Here is an 18,977-nt window from a genome sequence, read left to right as displayed (position 1 = left end):
CAATCAACTGCGCCCTATTGCTTGCGCAATAAATTGCGCCGCTACAAATACGTGCACACTCTGTAGCGGCGCGATTCATCGCGCGTTTTTTTAAAACCGGCGCGGGTTTAACCCCGCGCTACGATTTAATTAAAACGCGCATCGCGATCGGCGGTCAGATCGTACAGCTGGTATTTGCGGCCCAGCATCTGACCGCCGTCACGCGTCAGCGGCACCCAGTTCACCTGCGCACGGCCACGGGTTGGCGTGACGGTAAACAGATCCATCGGAATCGAAATATAGAAACCTTTGGTGAAATCCCCTTCGCCATACGCTTCGGCTGACACGTTGGTTTTGGTGGCGTAGAAGCCGACCATCACGCCGCTGTCAAAGCGCTTCGACACATCCAGCGTGACCCCTTTGTCCTTCGCCAGATATTCACCGACGCTGGCTTTCACCAGCACATCCTGCATGAACCACGGACGCCAGTAAGCGGTAAGGTGCCCGGTCGGCGCCTTATAGTCGGTGAACTGCATCATGTTGTCCCAGTCACGCTGCTTCACGTAGTTCGCATCGAGACCGAAAGCCCAGTTGCTGTCCACCGGGCGATACAACAGCTCGCCGCCCACGCCGCCATACATGGTTTCCAGATAGCCACCGTACACCTGGCCGTAGAAGCCATTGCCGAGATAGCGCATGTAGTTGGCCTGCAGATCATTCACGTAAACGTTGTTCTCCACGTAGTCGCGAATGTGGGTGCGCACGCGCGGCAGCGTCGAGTCGGCTGGCGCGCCGTTGTAGTTGAACTTGTCATAGTTGTTGGCGATGTTGCCAAACAGGCTGCCGCCAATCAGCCAGTGATCGGTCAGCCAGTAATCGACATTGCCCATTACGCCGAGCTGATACATGTAGAAGCTTTCCGGACCGCCGACCGACTGGTTCAGCACCGGCGACAGGCTGTAGTTGAGGCGATCCTTACGGATGAAATAGCCCTGTTCGGTGGTGCCCGGATCGATCGGTTCTTCACGCGTCTGCTGCAGCGGCTGCTCGTGGCCGAGCGGATAGCCGCGCAGTTCGTTATTCAGGCTGACCACATCGGTGCGCGTGGTGACCTGCGGCATGTTAAAGCGCGACTCGGTGACTTCAATCGTATCAATGCCAGCCGGCAGATTGTTCATGATAATGCGGTTAGCGCGGTCAACGCCTTCGCGCGTGTCGCGATATTTGGTCTGCTCGCCGGAGACGTACAGCGTGCGGCCTTTGGTCTGGATGCGCGGACCATCCAGTCCGGCATTGTATTTCAGATCGGTAAGCTGATTAGCGACCACCGTCGGCTGCAGCAGATCGCCCTGCGGCTGTGGCTGATAAGCCGGTTTTGCGCTATCAAGGTGCGACTGGTGTAACGAATTAAAGTTGGTGCGCACGGTCACGCCAAACATAAAAGTATTGCCGCGCTCGTAGCTGGCGTTGATATCCGCCCAGTCGCTAAGGCGATAGATTGCGCCAACGTTGACCTTACTGCGCTGCTCCAGCCGGCCGGCAAAATCGTCCTGATAATCGTTGCCTTCATACTCCAGCTTGAGACGCAGCGGCTGCCACGGCGTCTGGTATTCGATGCCACCAAACAGTGCCGCCGGGCCGTGGAACATCTGCGAGCCGTTAATGGAACCCGCCGAACCGCCGCCGGTGCGGCTGCAGAAGCTATCGCTGTAGGAGCAGAACGGGTTTTTGATGGTGCCGCTGTTGCCGAGATAGCCCCAGCCCAGCCCGAGGCTGAAATCAAACGGTCCCCAGGCTTTACTCGCCACCAGATATTCACTGTCGAACAGGCCGGTACCGCCCAAATCGCGCGAACCGACCGCCACTTCCGGCAGCCAGAAGCTCTCCTGCCACAGGCGCAGCTTCAGGTCGAAGGCTTTGTCTTTATAGCTCTGGTTGCCGCTGAAACCTTCCACCGCACTGTAGCGGCGGGTGCGTACGTCGGTATAGCGCACCGTGGTTTCCAGCCATGGGAACAGCTGCAATGACGCAGAATAGTAACGATATTGATCGTTATCGCGGAAGTTCAGGCTAAATTCGCCCTCTTTTGCCATGCGCGCGGTCGGCGTTTGCATCAGGCCCACGCCGCCAAAATCAGATTGTGAAGGACCGACCGGTTGCGGCCAGGTTTCCGCCTGCACCTGGCATGCGGCGGCGACAGAAGCAGCCAACAGGCTGAGGAGTAATTGTTTTTTCATCAGTCTGGCATCCGGTGAGTCAGAACGGAAAGCATGCGCGCATTCAAATCAGGCTGGCCCCAGGGCAGGCTCCATGTGGAAAAGCCCAGCCAGATGATGCTGCCTGGCTCGACTTCAACATGCCGCTGATTCCAGTAAGCGATCGGCACCTGCTGCGTCTCACCTGACGGCGCAATCACCGTGGCCACGCTGCGTTCGGCACCCGATAAACGCGCATGCGGCGCGAGGTAGTCACGCACCGTGCGTCCTGGCTGCCAGCTCTCACTGCCGGGATGGCTGAGTGCGCCCATCACCCGTACCTGCGTCGGCGCTGCCGCGATGTATAGGTCGTAGCTGCCCTGCAGTTTACGGTTGGCTTCCGGACGCAGCCGCACCCAGTCGGGATCGAGCGAAGTAAACTGGCGCCCGGTAACCTGCAGGGCGCTGAGCTGCTGAATTACGCTGCCGATGGTTGCGGCCAGTGAAGTACCGCTGTCGGCCTGCCAGGCGCGCAGATCCGCGAGCAGCTGAGCGTGCTGCTGCTGCGCCACGGCGGTCGCACCGCGTTCGGCAATCACCGTGCCCGGCCACCAGCTGTGCAGCGCCGGGTTCGTTACCAGTTCGCTAAGCGTGCTGGCATGATCGATCTGGAAACTGCGCTGATCGTGCGCAGGGTGTACCGTCACCTGGCTATCCGCCAGCGCGTGGCTGGCCGCCGTGAGGGCGAATGCCGCCAGCAAAGAATTGATTTTTTTCATGATTTCGCCGGCTTCAGAAGGGTGGTTGCGATCGGGAACTGGTCAGCCGCCAGCATCTGCTGCGCCTGCAGCACCGTACCGTCGCGGTTATCGATCCAGAAGGTGTTCTGCCAGCTGACGCCGGGGCTCTCCATCTCTACCGTTTCGTGCCAGACGCGGCAGGGCACCCGCTCGCCGGCGAGGTTCAGCACTTCATCGTCGCCGCGCTGAAAGGTGGAGTGGGCGGTGGCGGCGCGCACGTTGTCCTGCTCGCGCCACTGCACGACGCGCGTCCACTGCGCGCCATTTTGCAGCCGCAGCGCATCGGCCAGCGGATCCTGCGCCAGGTTACTGACGGCCTGCAGGTTGTCGCGCAGGCCGAGGGTTTTCACCAGGCGGCCGTGCTGCATCACCAGCATGGCTTTATCCTGGGTCACCCATTTCTGCTGGCCGTTTTCCAGGTAGCCCAGCACCACAAAGATGCGCGGACCGTTGTCGACGCGCGCATACAGGCTGGCGTAGGGCAGATTAGCGATTTGTTCATCGCTGACGGTGACATCGTCCGGACCGCTGATGGCGAGCATCACGGTCTGTTCGAGGCCTTTTTGCGTTTGTGTGCAAGCCTGCAGCAACAGGCAAAGAAGCAGCAAAGAGAGTCGGCGCACTGTGTATCCCTGTCTCAATAGAGGCAAAAAAACAAAAAATAACCACACGACTGTGTGGTTATGTTTAAAGGTGCTACATCAACGAGTGGTGCTCGTTGTGGTAGTGGTTGTTGTACCGGTATTTGCACCGTCGCCACCGCCAGCAGCGGCAACGCCGAGACCCACTAACGCACCGAGTGCGCCGATACCCACAGCGGTGGTCGCACCGGTCGAGATTGCTCCCGCCTGCGCACCTGCTGCAGCACCGGCTTCTTCCGGTGCGGCAATCGCAGCGGAAGAAACGGCAACGTAAAGTAAGGCTGCACCGGCAACCATCAGTTTTTTCATAACAACGTTTCCTGCATCTTGATAAAACGTGAATGAAGGATATTACCCGTCATACCGTACGCTGCCGTCCGATGGCCGCTGGGCCGCATGCAGCTGGCTGACCGTGGTCAGCGCGCAATAATGTTTCCCGGGCCGCCGGGCGACAGCGGGGAAGTATTCAGGGCAGCCTTGAAGGCGCGTTCAGTATAGGGCAACAAATTACCAGAGTTCAGCGCCAGAAAAAGAGGGGGATTAAGCAGGACGTTTCTGGTGATAAATAAGGCGAATTGGCGTTAGCTGCTTTTTTTAATTGCGCTTTTTTCGCTGGCTGGAATATTTGCGCAGGACATTATAGCACAGCAGCATTTTTCACTTTTGCATTAAAAAATGGCACGGAATAGGAATAATCAGATTTTCCTGAAAGGGTTAAAATAGAAATACAAATTTAATCAGTTGCTTAGGTGGGTGAGGTGGACAAATCAGATCCATTTTTTACCAGATAAGCCCGCCACGCATGATGGCATCTTCCGATTTTCCTTAGGGCATTTTAAGAATTATCTAACCGCAGCGTGGCAGCAAAATCCGCTTATTTGCCGCGGGGCAGTTGATCGGAACAAAAAAGGCGGCATGTGCTGCCGCCTGATGAGCCTGGGGGTGAAATTAACGCCAGGATTTGTAGCGATTAATTAAGCCATTGGTGGAGCTATCGTGGCTGTTAATCTGCGCATCGTTTTCCAGCTCCGGCAAAATGCGGTTAGCCAGCTGTTTGCCCAGCTCAACGCCCCACTGATCGAAGGTAAAGATGTTGAGAATCGCGCCCTGAGTGAAGATCTTGTGCTCGTACAGCGCAATCAGCGCGCCGAGGCTGAACGGAGTAATTTCACGCAGCAGAATCGAGTTGGTCGGGCGGTTACCTTCAAACACCTTGAACGGCACGATATGCGCGACGGACTCCGCCGATTTACCGGCATCGGTAAACTCTTTCTCTACCACCTCGCGGGCTTTACCAAACGCCAGCGCTTCGGTCTGAGCAAAGAAGTTGGACAGCAGCTTCTGGTGGTGATCGGCCAGCGCGTTGTGGGTCTGCGCCGGCGCAATGAAGTCGCATGGAATCAGCTTGGTGCCCTGATGGATCAGCTGATAAAACGCGTGCTGCCCGTTGGTGCCGGGTTCACCCCAGATAATCGGACCGGTCTGGTAATCCACCGGGTTGCCGTCGCGGTCGACGTACTTACCGTTGGATTCCATGTTGCCCTGCTGGAAGTAAGCGGCAAACCGGTGCATGTACTGGTCGTACGGCAGAATTGCTTCGGTTTCGGCACCGAAGAAGTTGTTGTACCAGATACCAATCAGCGCCAGCAGCACCGGCAGGTTTTGCTCCGCTGGCGTGTTCGCGAAGTGCTGGTCCATGGCGTGCGCGCCGCTCAGCAGCTGTTCGAAGTTTTCGAAGCCGATGGACAGGATGATCGACAGGCCAATTGCGGACCACAGTGAGTAGCGGCCGCCGACCCAGTCCCAGAACTCGAACATGTTGGCGGTGTCGATACCAAATTCACCGACCGCTTTCGCATTGGTCGAGAGCGCGGCAAAGTGCTTCGCCACGTGCTGCTGATCGCCGGCGGTGTTCAGGAACCAGTCACGCGCGCTGTGGGCGTTGGTCATGGTTTCCTGCGTGGTAAAGGTTTTCGACGCCACGAGGAACAGCGTGGTTTCCGGGCTGAGCGGCTTCAGCGTTTCGGCAATGTGCGTGCCATCAACGTTGGAAACAAAGTGCATGTTGAGGTGGTTTTTATACGGACGCAGCGCTTCGGTCACCATGAACGGGCCGAGGTCTGAACCGCCGATACCGATGTTCACCACATCAGTAATCGGCTTGCCGGTGTAGCCTTTCCACTCGCCGCTGATGATGCGCTCGGAGAAGGCTTTCATCTTCGCCAGCACCGCGTTCACTTCCGGCATCACATCTTTGCCATCCACGAGAATCGGCGTGTTGCTGCGGTTGCGCAGGGCTACGTGCAGCACGGCGCGATCTTCGGTGCGGTTAATCTTCTCACCGGAGAACATGGATTTGATGGCGCCCGCCAGATCGGTCTCTTTCGCCAGCGCCTGGAGTTTGTCGAGGGTTTCCTGGGTGATGCGGTTTTTTGAGAAATCCACCAGCATCTGATCATCAAAGGTGGCAGAGAATTTCGCAAAACGATCGGCATCCTGCGCAAACAGGTCGGCAATCTCTACCGATTTCATCTGATCAAAATGCTGCTGCAGCGCTTTCCAGGCTGCGGTTTGTGTCGGATTGATATTTTTCATGGCAACACTCTTGTTGATATAAGAACCGTCATTCCATCCGGGCGCATCCTGTCTGGCCCGGCATGCTGAGCATTTGTTACGGCTTGCACGCGTTTCAGTATGACCACAGTTGCAACTGAAAGGAAAAAATTTGTGACGCCAGCCGCAGCGTTTCAGGTAAATCCGGCGGCGATTGTCGGCCGGTTCGCCGCGCATTACTCTGCGCGGCATCAGCAAAACACCGGTTTTTTCGCACCGCTGACTACTTTAGGCGGCTGGCGGCTTCCGGGTTTGTTTAGCAATGCGCTGCATAAGTGTAAAAATGAATTTTCCCGGCGCCGCAAGGCTGGACAGCGGAACAATTAATCAGTATTTTGTGCGCGCGACTTGTACCTCCGGGTGCAAGCCAGAAGAGGCGCGTCGCCCAGGCAGTGTGTTTGAGGATCCGTATCCAGCGAGAATACATCAGGGGGTGCGACGCCGAGGTGGTGCAACACGCGGAGTGTTGTGCTGTCGGCTGCAGGGGCTGAATCCTCTGGGTTGTCACCAGAAGCGTCCGCAGTCGGACGTTTCGCAAGGTGAAGTGCTTTTGGTGACTCATCTCCTGATCTTGTCTGTCCAATTCTGCTCTTCTCTTGTGCCAAGGCTGTTACCCGATCTTCTCTTCCGCGAATGGGAGGAGATAACCTGACACGAGGTTTTGTTACATGTCTCAATCGTTGATCGTGGCAAAATTTGGCGGCACCAGCGTTGCCGATTTCGATGCCATGAACCGCAGCGCGGACGTCGTGCTGTCTGATGCCAATACCCGTCTGGTGGTGCTCTCTGCCTCGGCGGGCGTGACTAACCTGCTGGTTTCGCTGGCTGAAGGCCAGGAACTCGAGCAGCGCGCTTATCTGCTGGATCAAATCCGCACTATTCAATATGCCATCATCGATCGCCTGCAGTCGCCGGACGTCATCCGTCAGGAGATTGATCGCATGCTGGAGAACATCATCATGCTGGCGGAAGCGGCGGCATTAGCCCGTTCGACCGCGCTGACCGATGAGCTGGTGAGCCACGGCGAACTGATGTCGAGCCTGCTGTTCGTCGAGATCCTGCGCGAGCGCCAGGTGAATGCCGAGTGGTTTGACGTCCGCAAAGTGATGCGCACCAGCGACCGTTTTGGCCGCGCCGAGCCGGATGTGGCCGAGCTGAAAACGCTGGCAGCGGCTCAGCTGCAGCCGCGCACCGCAGAAGCGCTGGTGATCACGCAGGGCTTTATTGGCAGCGAAGGCAAAGGCCGCACCACCACGCTGGGCCGTGGCGGCAGCGATTACACCGCTGCGCTGCTCGGCGAAGCGCTGCAGGCGACGCGTGTGGATATCTGGACCGACGTGGCGGGCATCTACACCACTGACCCGCGTGTGGTGCCGCAGGCGAAACGCATCGAAGAGATCACCTTTGAAGAAGCGGCGGAGATGGCGATCTTCGGCGCGAAAGTGCTGCATCCGGCGACGCTGCTGCCGGCGGTGCGCAGTGATATTCCGGTGTTTGTCGGCTCCAGTAAAGATCCGGCTGCGGGCGGCACACGCGTCTGCAACGAGACTAAAAATCCGCCGCTGTTCCGCGCGCTGGCACTGCGGCGCAAACAGACGCTGCTGACGCTGCACAGCCTGAACATGCTGCACGCGCACGGCTTCCTGGCGGAAGTGTTTGCTATCCTGGCGCGCCACAGTATTTCGGTTGATCTGGTTACCACCTCGGAAGTGAGCGTGGCGCTGACGCTGGATACCACCGGTTCGACCAGCACCGCCGACAGTCTGCTGACCCAGGCGCTGCTGACCGAGCTCTCATCCCTGTGCCGGGTGGAAGTGGAAGAGAATCTGGCGCTGGTGGCGATCATCGGCAACAACCTGTCGAAAGCCTGCGGCGTCGGCAAAGAGGTATTCGGCGCGCTGGAGCCGTTTAACCTGCGCATGATTTGCTACGGCGCAAGCAGCTACAACCTGTGCTTCCTGGTGCCAACGCCTGACGCGGAAGAGGTGGTGCGCGCGCTGCATAAGAATCTGTTCGAATCTTAATTGACGCGTAAGTCACCCGAAGCCGGACAATGTCCGGCTTTTTTTATCTCTGCTGTTCAGCCTGACGCTATTTCGGACAAATGCCAGCGGAATGCCCGTGTCTGCCCGGCGATCTTTAGCAGCCGATAGGCATTTTCTGTCGTCGGCCACGCTTATGATAATGAAATGTTATGATCCGGCGCAGGTCGCTGCGGTCGTTCCCCGCACGCCTTTTCATCTGTGGCAAAAAACCAATTAAGTAAAACGCTAAGGACATTTCTTCATGCTCGCCAAACTCACCCGCCTGTTTCCGCTCTGGGCCGTACTGCTGTCCGTTGCAGCCTATTATTCGCCGTCCACCTTCCTCGGCATCGGGCCGTGGGTAACCTACCTGCTGATGCTGATCATGTTCGGCATGGGCGTGACGCTCAACATTGACGATTTCAAACGCGTGCTGGTGCGTCCGGCACCGGTGATTGCCGGCACGTTCCTGCACTATCTGGTAATGCCGCTGGCGGCCTGGGCGCTGGCGAAACTGTTCCAGATGCCGCCGGATCTGGCCGCCGGGATGATTCTGGTCGGCAGCGTGGCCAGCGGGACAGCCTCGAACGTGATGATTTATCTGGCGAAGGGCGACGTGGCGCTGTCGGTGACCATCTCGTCGGTTTCGGCGCTGGTGGGCGTGTTCGCGACGCCGCTGCTGACGCGCTTCTACGTAGATACCCACATTCAGGTCGATGTGGTGGGCATGCTGCTCAGCATCGTCAAAATCGTGGTGATCCCGATTGGGCTTGGCCTGATTATTCACCACTCCATGAACAGCGTGGTGCGCCGCGTTGAGCCGTATCTGCCGGCGTTTTCGATGGTGTGTATTCTGCTGATCATTAGCGCGGTGGTCGCCGGTAGCCAGGGCTTTATCGGCTCGGTAGGGCTGATGGTGATCGCGGCGGTGATCCTGCACAACGCCATTGGGCTGCTCGGCGGCTACTGGGGTGGCAAGCTGTTTGGCTTTGACGAATCCACCTGCCGCACGCTGGCGCTGGAAGTCGGTATGCAGAACTCCGGACTGGCGGCCACGCTAGGCAAACTGTACTTCTCACCGCTGGCCGCACTGCCCGGCGCACTGTTCTCGGTGTGGCACAACCTCTCCGGTTCGCTGCTGGCGGGTTACTGGTCGGGTAAAACGATTGAGAAGAAGCAGAAATAACGGGGCATGCGTACCGGTGGTCATCAATGACGATCGGTTACGCACCATCGTCCTGTTGATGCCGGTGCGCATAAATGCGCACCCTACAAAAAACACGCGATAACCTTGCAGAGGGGCAATAAATGCGCCCTCTGCAAAACGTGCGATAACTTTGTAGGGGCGCCATTCATGGCGACCGTAAACGCTCAACGGTCAAGGGTTCCCCCATAAATGCGCCCTCTGTAAAAACGCGCAATAATCTTGTAGGGTCGCCATTCATGGCGACCGCAAACGCGAAACATTACAGTTTCAGGTAAACCCGAATCCCGTCCAGGAACATCTGCGTCGCCAGCATAATCAGGATCAAACCCATTAATCGCTCCAGCGCGTTGACGCCTTTATCCCCCAGCAGGCGCAGGAACAGGCCGGACATCAGCAGAATCACCACCGTGACACCCCAGGCAATCAGCAGGGCGCCGACCAGGTGCGTCATCTGGTTGGGATACTGGTGTGACAGCAGCATCAGGGTGGCGAGCAGCGAGGGCCCGGCGACCAGCGGGATCGCCAGCGGCACCAGGAACGGCTCTTCGCCGGCGGGCAGGCCGCTGGTGCTGGTCTCGCCGGACGGGAAAATCATGCGAATGGCGATCAGAAACAGAATGATGCCGCCGGAAATCGACACCGTTTCGGTGCGCAGATTAAGAAACGCCAGGATGCGTTCACCGGCAAACAGGAACAGCAGCATCAGAATCAAGGCGATCAGCATCTCGCGCATCAGCACTACGCGGCGGCGCTTCGGCTCCAGGTGCTTCAGCACCGACATGAAAATCGGCAGGTTGCCCAGCGGGTCCATAATCAACAGCAACAATATGGTCGCGGATATCATTTCAGTCATCAGAGGTAAACCATCCCTTCAGGTCGGCCACAGCCGTTATAAGTTGTACTGCTGAAAAAGTTAGCGCAATCGAATTAATTCACTTGCCAGAAGTGCTGCATTTTGTAGAGTTGTGGGTCATAGGTAAACCTGATTATTACGCAGACTGGCGCATTGCTGGCGCTGGTCTTTTTTCGCACCACCCAGGCCCCGGCCCGAGTTCCTGAGACGGACAGAAAATGAAGAATGTAGGTTTTATTGGTTGGCGTGGCATGGTCGGCTCTGTGCTGATGTCACGTATGAGCGAAGAACGCGATTTCGATGTGATCAATCCGGTCTTCTTCTCCACTTCGCAACTGGGTCAGGCTGCGCCGACGTTTGGCGGTAAGTCGACCGGTGCGCTGCAGGATGCGTTTGATATTGAGGCGCTGAAGGCGCTGGATATCATCATCACCTGCCAGGGCGGCGATTATACCAGTGAAGTCTACCCGAAGCTGCGCGAGAGCGGCTGGCAGGGCTACTGGATTGATGCGGCCTCCACGCTGCGCATGAAAGATGACGCCATCATTATTCTTGATCCGGTCAACCATCAGGTGATTCGTCAGGGCCTCGACAGCGGCATCAAAACCTTTGTCGGCGGTAACTGCACCGTCAGCCTGATGCTGATGTCGCTGGGCGGACTGTTCGCTAACGACCTGGTCGAGTGGGCCTCCGTCGCGACGTATCAGGCGGCCTCCGGCGGCGGCGCGCGCCATATGCGCGAACTGCTGACCCAGATGGGCATGCTGCACGACCACGTTGCGACTTCGCTGCAAAATCCGGCCTCCGCCATTCTCGACATTGAGCGCAGCGTGACTGACTTTACCCGTTCCGGCACGTTGCCGACCGACAACTTCGGCGTACCGCTGGCCGGCAGCCTGATCCCGTGGATCGATAAGCAGCTGGACAACGGCCAGAGCCGCGAAGAGTGGAAAGGCCAGGCGGAGACCAACAAAATTCTCTCGACCCGTCACACCATTCCGGTCGATGGCCTGTGCGTGCGCGTCGGCGCGCTGCGCTGCCACAGCCAGGCGTTCACGTTGAAGCTGAAGAAAGATGTGCCGCTGAACGAAATCGAACAGTTGCTGGCCGCGCACAACGAGTGGGTGAAAGTGGTGCCGAACGATCGCGACATCACCATGCGTGAACTGACGCCCGCCGCGGTGACCGGCACGCTGACCACGCCGGTGGGCCGTCTGCGTAAGCTGAACATGGGGCCGGAGTATCTGTCGGCCTTTACCGTCGGCGATCAGTTACTGTGGGGCGCTGCCGAACCGCTGCGTCGCATGCTGCGTTTGCTGATTGACTAAGCGCAGCGCGAATCCAGACAGGCCGGGGTTTCCCGGCCTTTTTTCTTTCCACGGGAGTGCAAAACTTAACCCAAATTGCGCCCGACAAGTGATCAGCTTCCCCTTTTTGCTCGCCCGATAACAATTTTTTGCGTTCCACCCTGGCTTCTGCCAACCCCAAGCTATGATTTAACAGTGATGTGCCGGTTGTTAACTGTTTTTACTTTGCGAATGGAATAGTTGTTGTACACGGCCAGGATCTTTCCCACGGAGGGTGTCCTTCCTTGCTGCTGTATGTATGGCTCATGAAAAGCAGCGCACCTATAGCGACAATCCTGTCTCTCCGGTCGCCTGCGCAAAAAATCATAGGAAGAAAGTCATGTCAGAGCTTCCCGATCGCCATGCGATCAATGCCCTTTTCGCCGGTAATTATGCCGACCCCTTCTCAGTACTGGGGATGCACCAGACCACACAAGGTCTTGAAGTGCGTGCGCTGTTACCGGATGCATCCGAAGTCTGGGTGATTGAAACCAACACCGGCCGCAAATGCGCCCAGCTTAAATGTCTTGATTCGCGCGGCTTCTTCAGCGGCGTGATCCCGCGCCGTAAAAACCTGTTTCGCTACCAGCTGGCAGTCAACTGGCACGGCCAGCAAAACCTGATCGACGATGCCTACCGCTTTGGCCCGCTGCTGGCGGAAATGGATGCCTGGCTGCTGGCCGAAGGCACGCACCTGCGGCCGTATGAAACGCTCGGCGCGCACGGCACCACCATTGATGGCGTTGCCGGCACGCGCTTCGCCGTCTGGGCCCCGAACGCGCAGCGCGTTTCGGTGGTAGGCGAGTTTAACTTCTGGGATGGTCGCCGCCATCCGATGCGTTTCCGTCGCGAGCTCGGCATCTGGGAGCTGTTTGTGCCCGGCGCGGTTAACGGCCAGCTGTACAAATTCGAAATCATTGATGCGCACGGTCAGATGCGCATCAAAGCCGATCCGTTCGCCTTCGAAGCGCAAATGCGTCCGCAGACCGCCTCAATGATTTGCGGCCTGCCGCCGAAGCTGGAGATGCAGCCGCAGCGCAAACTCGCCAACGGCTTTGACCAGCCGATCTCTATTTATGAAGTGCATCTCGGTTCGTGGCGTCGTCACACCGACAACAATTTCTGGCTGAGTTACAAAGAGCTGGCCGAACAGCTGGTGCCCTATGTCAAAGAGATGGGGTTTACCCATATCGAACTGTTACCGATCAACGAGCATCCGTTCGACGGCAGCTGGGGCTATCAGCCGCTCGGCATGTACGCGCCGACGCGCCGCTTCGGCACGCGTGATGAGTTTCGGCATTTCATCGCCGCCGCGCACGAAGCGGGCCTCAACGTGCTGCTCGACTGGGTGCCAGGCCACTTCCCCAGTGACGATTTTGGCCTCGCCAAATTCGACGGTACCGAACTGTACGAGCACAGCGATCCGCGCGAAGGCTACCATCAGGACTGGAATACGCTGATCTACAACTTTGGCCGGCGCGAGGTCAGCAACTATCTCTCCGGCAATGCGCTGTACTGGATGGAGCGCTTCGGCATTGATGGCCTGCGCGTCGATGCGGTGGCGTCGATGATCTATCGCGACTACAGCCGCAAAGAGGGTGAGTGGGTACCTAACCAGTTTGGCGGCCGTGAAAATCTCGAAGCCATCGCCTTCCTGCGCCATACCAACCGCACGCTGGGCCGTGCTGCGCCCGGCAGCATCAGCGTGGCGGAAGAGTCTACCGATTATCCCGGCGTGACGCGGCCATCCGAGGATGGCGGCCTGGGCTTCTGGTTCAAATGGAACCTCGGCTGGATGCACGACACCCTCGACTACATGAAGCTCGATCCGGTGCATCGCCGCTACCATCATCAGCTGATGACCTTCGGCATGCTGTACAACTACACGGAAAACTTCGTGCTGCCGCTGTCGCACGACGAAGTGGTACACGGCAAAAAGTCGATACTCGACCGCATGCCGGGTGATACCTGGCAGAAATTTGCCAACCTGCGCGCCTATTACGGCTGGATGTGGGGCTTTCCCGGCAAAAAACTGCAGTTCATGGGCAATGAATTCGCTCAGGGGCGGGAATGGAACCACGATACCAGCCTCGACTGGCATCTGCTGGAGGGGCTGGACAACTGGCACCACGGCGTGCAGCGTCTGGTACGTGACCTGAACCACAGCTATCGCCACTTTTCGCCGCTTTATCAGCTTGATTTCGATGCCAGCGGCTTCGAGTGGCTGGTGGTCGACGATCACGAAAACTCGGTCTTTGTGTTTGTGCGCCGCGACCGCGAGGGCAATGAACTGATTGTCGCCAGTAACTTCACGCCGGTGCCGCGCCACAACTATCGCTTCGGCGTGAATCAGCGCGGCGGCTGGCGCGAAGTGCTGAACACCGATCAGCATGATTATCACGGCAGCGATCTGCGCAATCACGGTATCGTCCATACCGATGACATCGCCAGCCACGGGCGCGCGCAGTCGCTAAACCTGACGCTGCCGCCGCTCGCCACGCTGTGGCTGGTGCGGGAGGGCGATTGATGCTCCAGCCGGGCCAGCCGGTACCGCCGGGTGCCCATTATGACGGGCGCGGCGTTAACTTTACGCTGTTCTCGCGCCACGCGGAGCGGGTAGAGCTGTGCCTGTTTGATGAACAGGGGAGTGAACAACGCTTCCCACTGCCGGCGCGCAGCGGTGACATCTGGCATGGCTATGTTCCGGCGCTAAAGCCGGGGCAGCGCTATGGCTACCGCGTGCATGGACCGTGGCAGCCAGAGCGCGGTCATCGTTTCAATCCGGCCAAACTGCTGGTCGATCCCTGTGCCAAAGCGGTATGCGGCGCGGTGCCAGACGACGCGCGCCTGCTGGGTGGAGAGTGGCAGCAGGATGATGCCGACAGCGCTGGCGTTGCGCCCAAATCGCTGGTGATCGCCGACGATTTTGACTGGCAGGACGATTGTGCGCCCCGCACGCCGTGGGGCAGGACGGTGATTTACGAGGCGCACGTTCGCGGCCTGACGCAGCAGCATCCGGAAATTCCGGAAAGGCTACGCGGGACATATGCGGCGCTGGGGCATCCTGCTATGGTGAGCTATCTGCGCCGGCTGGGTATCACCGCGCTGGAGCTGCTGCCGATAGCCGCGTTTGCCAGCGAGCCGCGCCTGCAACGGCTCGGCCTGAGCAACTACTGGGGCTATAACCCGTTTGCGCTGTGGGCGCTGCATCCGCATTACGCGGCGGGTGAAGCGGGCCAGACGCCGCTGCAGGAGTTTCAGCAGGCGGTAAAAGCGCTACACGCGGCCGGCATTGAAGTGATTCTGGACGTGGTGTTCAACCACAGCGCCGAGCTGGAAGAGATTGGCCCGACACTGTCGCTGCGCGGCGTCGACAACGCCAGCTATTACTGGCTGGGCTATAACGGTGAATATCACAACTGGACCGGCTGCGGTAATACGCTGAACCTCAGCGATCCGCAGGTGCTTGACTGGGCGCTGGGCGCGCTGCGTTACTGGGTGCAAACCTGCCACGTTGACGGCTTTCGTTTCGATCTGGCCAGCGTGCTCGGGCGCACGCCGGATTACCGCCAGGATGCGCCGCTGTTTGTGGCCATGCAGGCCTGCCCGGTGCTGTCGCAGGTGAAGCTGATCGCTGAACCCTGGGATATCGGCCCCGGCGGCTATCAGGTGGGCAACTTTCCGCCCGGCTTCGCCGAATGGAACGACCACTTTCGCGATACGGCGCGCCGCTACTGGCTGCACGGTGAGTTGAGTAACGGTGATTTTGCCCGCCGCTTTGCCGGCTCCAGCGATGTATTTCAGCGCGCGGCGCGTCTGCCGCACGCCAGCATTAATCTGATCACCGCGCACGACGGCTTCACGCTGCGTGACGTGGTGAGTTATAACCAGAAGCATAATCAGGCCAACGGCGAGGATAATCGCGACGGCAGCAGCAGTAATTTCAGCCATAACCATGGTTTTGAAGGGCTGCAGGGCAACTTCGATGTGGTCGAGCGGCGGCGGCGCAGCGTGCACGCGTTGCTGACCACGCTGCTGCTGGCGCAGGGCACGCCGATGCTGCTGGCCGGTGACGAACGCGGTCACAGCCAGCACGGCAACAATAATGCGTACTGTCAGGATAACCCGCTCACCTGGCTGAACTGGCAACAGGATGATTTTGGACTGGTCGACTTCACTGCCGCGTTAATCCGGCTGCGTCAGCGTATTCCCGCGCTGACGCAGGACAGCTGGTGGCAGGAGGGCGATGGCAACGTGCAGTGGTTGAATGCCAGCGGCAAACCACTGGAAAGGGATGAGTGGGAACAGGGGATGCACAGACTGCAGATCCTGCTCTCCGGCCGCTGGTTACTAACGATAAACGCCACGGATTCGGTGAGTGACCTTGCCTTACCAGACGGAGAATGGCGAGCCATTCCTCCTTTCGCCGGGGAAGATAACCCCATCCTGACAACTGTCTGGCACGGGCCCGCACACGGCGTGTGTGTGTTCCTAAAGCAATCATAAGGAGTCAGACATGGTGAAATTAGATAGAAACGACCCCCTGATGCTGGCGCGCCAGCTCCCTACACAGACGGTTGCCCTGATCCTTGCTGGCGGGCGCGGTACGCGCCTGAAAGATCTTACCGCTAAACGCGCCAAGCCTGCCGTGCACTTCGGCGGCAAGTTCCGCATCATCGACTTTGCGCTCTCCAACTGTATCAACTCCGGGATTCGGCGCATCGGCGTCATCACCCAATATCAGTCACATACGCTGACGCAGCACATTCAGCGCGGCTGGTCCTTGTTCAACGAAGAGATGAATGAGTTTGTCGATCTGCTGCCGGCGCAGCAGCGCGCCTCGACCGAACACTGGTATCGCGGTACCGCCGATGCGGTCACGCAGAATCTCGACATCATTCGCCGCTACAACGCGCAGTACATCGTGATTCTCGCCGGGGATCACATCTACAAAATGGATTACTCGCGCATGCTGCTCGACCACGCCGATCGTGGCGCCAAGTGCACCATCGCCTGTCTGCCCGTACCGCTGCATGAGGCCACCGCGTTTGGCGTGATGGCAGTCGATGCGGACAACAATGTAATCGATTTCGTTGAGAAACCGGCGCAGCCGCCGTCCATGCCGGGCGACGACAGCAAAGCGCTGGCCAGCATGGGCATTTACGTGTTCAACGCCGATTACCTCTATGAGCTGCTGGAGGAGGATTTGCAGATCGCCGACTCAAGCCACGATTTCGGTAAAGATCTGCTGCCGAAGATCGTCGCCAGCGGCGAAGCCTACGCCCACTCCTTCACGCTGTCGTGCGTACAGAACGACGAAAACGCGGAACCTTACTGGCGCGACGTCGGTACGCTGGAAGCTTACTGGCGCGCCAACCTCGATCTGGCCTCGGTGACGCCCGAACTCGATATGTATGACCACGAATGGCCGATTCGTACTCACATGGAGCCGCTGCCGCCGGCCAAATTTGTCCAGGATCGATCCGGCAGTCACGGCATGACCATGAACTCGCTGGTCTCCGGCGGCTGCATTATTTCCGGCTCGGTGGTGGTGAATTCGGTGCTATTCCCGCGCGTGCGCGTTAACTCGTTTTGCAATATTGATTCGGCGGTGCTGCTGCCCGATGTGGTTATCGGGCGATCGTGCCGTTTGCGTCGCTGCGTCATAGACCGTGCCTGCGTCATTCCGGAAGGCATGGTGATTGGCGAAAATCCGGATGAGGATAGTCGCCGTTTTTACCGTTCAGAAGAGGGCATCGTACTGGTGACGCGCGCCATGCTGGCCAAATTGGCCGCTGCGGGTCAGTAAGTGACGAAAGGCAAAGAACATTGCCGCGTGGAACGCGGGCGATAACACAATAGGGGTTCAGGATGCAGGTTTTACATGTCTGTTCAGAGCTTTTCCCGCTGCTAAAAACCGGCGGACTGGCTGATGTCGTCGGTGCATTGCCTCAGGCACAAATTGCCGAAGGTATGGACACGCGGGTGCTGATTCCGGCGTTTCCGGATCTGCGTAAAGGGATTCCTGATACCGAAGTGGTGGCGGAGCTGCAAACCTTTGCCGGGCCGGTCCGCTTGCTGTTTGGGCCCTTCAACGGCGTGGGGATATATTTGATTGATGCGCCGGGACTGTACGATCGTCCCGGCAGCCCGTACCACGATACGTCGCAGTTTGCCTATGTCGATAACTACCTGCGCTTTGCGCTGCTCGGCTGGATGGCGGCCGAGCTGGCCAGCGGGCTGGATACTTACTGGCAGCCGGACATCGTGCACGCGCACGACTGGCACGCCGGTCTGGCACCGGCCTATATCGCCGCACGCGGACGTCCGGCGAAAACGGTGTTTACCGTGCATAACCTGGCGTATCAGGGGCTGTTTTCCGCGCGGCATCTGGACGAAATCCAGATCCCGCGCGCCTATTTTGAAATGCACGGGCTGGAATTCTACGGCCAGATTTCTTACCTAAAGGCCGGCCTGTTTTATGCCGATCATATAACTGCGGTCAGCCCGACCTATGCGCTGGAGATCACCCGGCCGGAGTTCGGCTACGGCATGGAAGCGCTGCTGGAGCAGCGGCTGCGCGAAGGACGGCTGAGCGGGATTCTCAACGGCGTCGATCCCGGCATCTGGGATCCGGCACACGACCTGTTGCTGACCGCCCGCTACGACCGCGACACGCTGGAGAGCAAAGCGGAGAATAAACGTCAGCTGCAGATTGCCATGGGGCTGAAGGTTGATGACAAAGTGCCGGTGTTCTGCGTTATCAGCCGTTTAACCAAACAGAAAGGGCTGGATCTGGTGCTGGAAGCGCTGCCGGGACTGCTGGCGCAGGGCGGGCAACTGGTGCTGCTGGGCCAGGGCGATGCGGAACTGCAGCAGGGCTTCCTCGCCGCAGCCGCTGAGCATCCGGGCAGCGTCGGCGTGCAAATTGGTTATCACGAAGCCTTCTCGCACCGCATTGTCGGTGGCGCGGACGTCATTATGGTGCCCAGCCGTTTCGAACCGTGCGGTCTGACGCAGTTGTACGGCCTGAAATATGGCACGCTGCCGCTGGTCAGGCGCACCGGTGGACTGGCGGATACCGTACAGGACAGCTCGCTGGAAAACCTCGCTGACGGCGTAGCCAGCGGCTTCAGCTTCGAAGACAGCAATGCCTGGTCACTGCTGCGCGCGATTCGTCGTGCTTTTGTTTTATGGTCCCGTCCTTCACTCTGGCGTTATGTTCAGCGCCAGGCGATGGGGATGGATTTTAGTTGGCAGGTGGCAGCACAAGCCTACCGCGATCTTTATCAACGCTTGCTGTAATGAGAGATTGGGAT

14 protein-coding genes and 1 riboswitch are annotated in these 18,977 nt (G+C 58.6%); of the genes, 8 read left to right on the top strand and 6 right to left on the bottom strand.

Annotated features, from left to right (window positions below):
- Nucleotides 1-125 precede the first annotated feature (125 nt).
- From AC6I79_RS18675 to pgi, 5 genes are all read right to left on the bottom strand, one after another.
- On the bottom strand, nucleotides 126-2,216 hold the full coding sequence (locus AC6I79_RS18675; protein WP_498027470.1) for a YjbH domain-containing protein: 2,091 nt from the start codon (nucleotides 2,214-2,216) through the stop codon (nucleotides 126-128).
- A complete protein-coding gene (locus tag AC6I79_RS18670; protein ID WP_058774953.1) occupies nucleotides 2,216-2,953 on the bottom strand; it encodes a capsule biosynthesis GfcC D2 domain-containing protein in 738 nt (245 codons plus the stop codon). The genes AC6I79_RS18675 and AC6I79_RS18670 overlap by 1 nt, the downstream gene beginning before the upstream one ends.
- Nucleotides 2,950-3,597 (bottom strand): YjbF family lipoprotein, encoded by a 648-nt coding sequence (locus AC6I79_RS18665; protein WP_058757594.1) that lies wholly within the window; start codon nucleotides 3,595-3,597, stop codon nucleotides 2,950-2,952. The genes AC6I79_RS18670 and AC6I79_RS18665 overlap by 4 nt, the downstream gene beginning before the upstream one ends.
- Nucleotides 3,598-3,675: 78 nt before the next feature.
- Entirely contained in the window at nucleotides 3,676-3,924 is a 249-nt protein-coding gene (gene yjbE / locus AC6I79_RS18660; protein WP_021508031.1) for an exopolysaccharide production protein YjbE, read from the bottom strand.
- 639 nt (nucleotides 3,925-4,563) lie between these two features.
- On the bottom strand, nucleotides 4,564-6,210 hold the full coding sequence (pgi, locus tag AC6I79_RS18655) for a glucose-6-phosphate isomerase (RefSeq protein ID WP_021508030.1): 1,647 nt from the start codon (nucleotides 6,208-6,210) through the stop codon (nucleotides 4,564-4,566).
- A gap of 99 nt (nucleotides 6,211-6,309) precedes the next feature.
- On the opposite strand from pgi, the gene AC6I79_RS18650 reads away from it, so the two are divergent.
- The 3 genes from AC6I79_RS18650 (at nucleotide 6,310) to panS (ending at nucleotide 9,438) form a co-directional block, all read left to right on the top strand.
- Nucleotides 6,310-6,555 (top strand): hypothetical protein, encoded by a 246-nt coding sequence (locus tag AC6I79_RS18650; protein WP_125309290.1) that lies wholly within the window; start codon nucleotides 6,310-6,312, stop codon nucleotides 6,553-6,555.
- 36 nt (nucleotides 6,556-6,591) lie between these two features.
- Nucleotides 6,592-6,786: riboswitch (Lysine riboswitch) on the top strand.
- A gap of 110 nt (nucleotides 6,787-6,896) precedes the next feature.
- A complete protein-coding gene (lysC, locus tag AC6I79_RS18645; RefSeq protein WP_021508028.1) occupies nucleotides 6,897-8,252 on the top strand; it encodes a lysine-sensitive aspartokinase 3 in 1,356 nt (451 codons plus the stop codon).
- A 262-nt stretch (nucleotides 8,253-8,514) separates the two neighbouring features.
- Nucleotides 8,515-9,438 carry a ketopantoate/pantoate/pantothenate transporter PanS gene (panS, locus tag AC6I79_RS18640; protein WP_021508027.1) on the top strand — a complete coding sequence of 308 codons (924 nt, stop codon included), beginning with the start codon at nucleotides 8,515-8,517 and terminating at the stop codon, nucleotides 9,436-9,438.
- Nucleotides 9,439-9,718: 280 nt separating this feature from the next.
- Here the strand turns inward: panS and AC6I79_RS18635 are convergent, their stop codons facing one another.
- Nucleotides 9,719-10,312: a YhgN family NAAT transporter gene (locus AC6I79_RS18635; protein ID WP_031279795.1), complete on the bottom strand. Its 594-nt coding sequence runs from the start codon at nucleotides 10,310-10,312 to the stop codon at nucleotides 9,719-9,721.
- A gap of 218 nt (nucleotides 10,313-10,530) precedes the next feature.
- Between AC6I79_RS18635 and asd the strand changes: the two genes are divergently transcribed.
- The 5 genes from asd to glgA all read left to right on the top strand — a co-directional run bounded on the left by asd (nucleotide 10,531) and on the right by glgA (nucleotide 18,963).
- Entirely contained in the window at nucleotides 10,531-11,640 is a 1,110-nt protein-coding gene (asd, locus tag AC6I79_RS18630) for an aspartate-semialdehyde dehydrogenase (protein WP_059009874.1), read from the top strand.
- 358 nt (nucleotides 11,641-11,998) lie between these two features.
- Nucleotides 11,999-14,185: a 1,4-alpha-glucan branching enzyme gene (glgB, locus tag AC6I79_RS18625; protein ID WP_498027469.1), complete on the top strand. Its 2,187-nt coding sequence runs from the start codon at nucleotides 11,999-12,001 to the stop codon at nucleotides 14,183-14,185.
- Complete coding sequence (glgX, locus tag AC6I79_RS18620) at nucleotides 14,185-16,164, top strand: glycogen debranching protein GlgX (protein WP_498027468.1); 1,980 nt, start codon at nucleotides 14,185-14,187, stop codon at nucleotides 16,162-16,164. The genes glgB and glgX overlap by 1 nt, the downstream gene beginning before the upstream one ends.
- 10 nt (nucleotides 16,165-16,174) lie before the next feature.
- Nucleotides 16,175-17,467 (top strand): glucose-1-phosphate adenylyltransferase, encoded by a 1,293-nt coding sequence (gene glgC / locus AC6I79_RS18615; RefSeq protein ID WP_058757590.1) that lies wholly within the window; start codon nucleotides 16,175-16,177, stop codon nucleotides 17,465-17,467.
- A gap of 62 nt (nucleotides 17,468-17,529) precedes the next feature.
- Nucleotides 17,530-18,963 (top strand): glycogen synthase GlgA, encoded by a 1,434-nt coding sequence (gene glgA / locus AC6I79_RS18610; protein WP_058757589.1) that lies wholly within the window; start codon nucleotides 17,530-17,532, stop codon nucleotides 18,961-18,963.
- Nucleotides 18,964-18,977: the final 14 nt, after the last annotated feature.

The sequence above is a fragment of the gamma proteobacterium symbiont of Scutellera amethystina genome (assembly GCF_059730845.1).
This window is presented reverse-complemented; position numbering and strand designations above follow the sequence as displayed.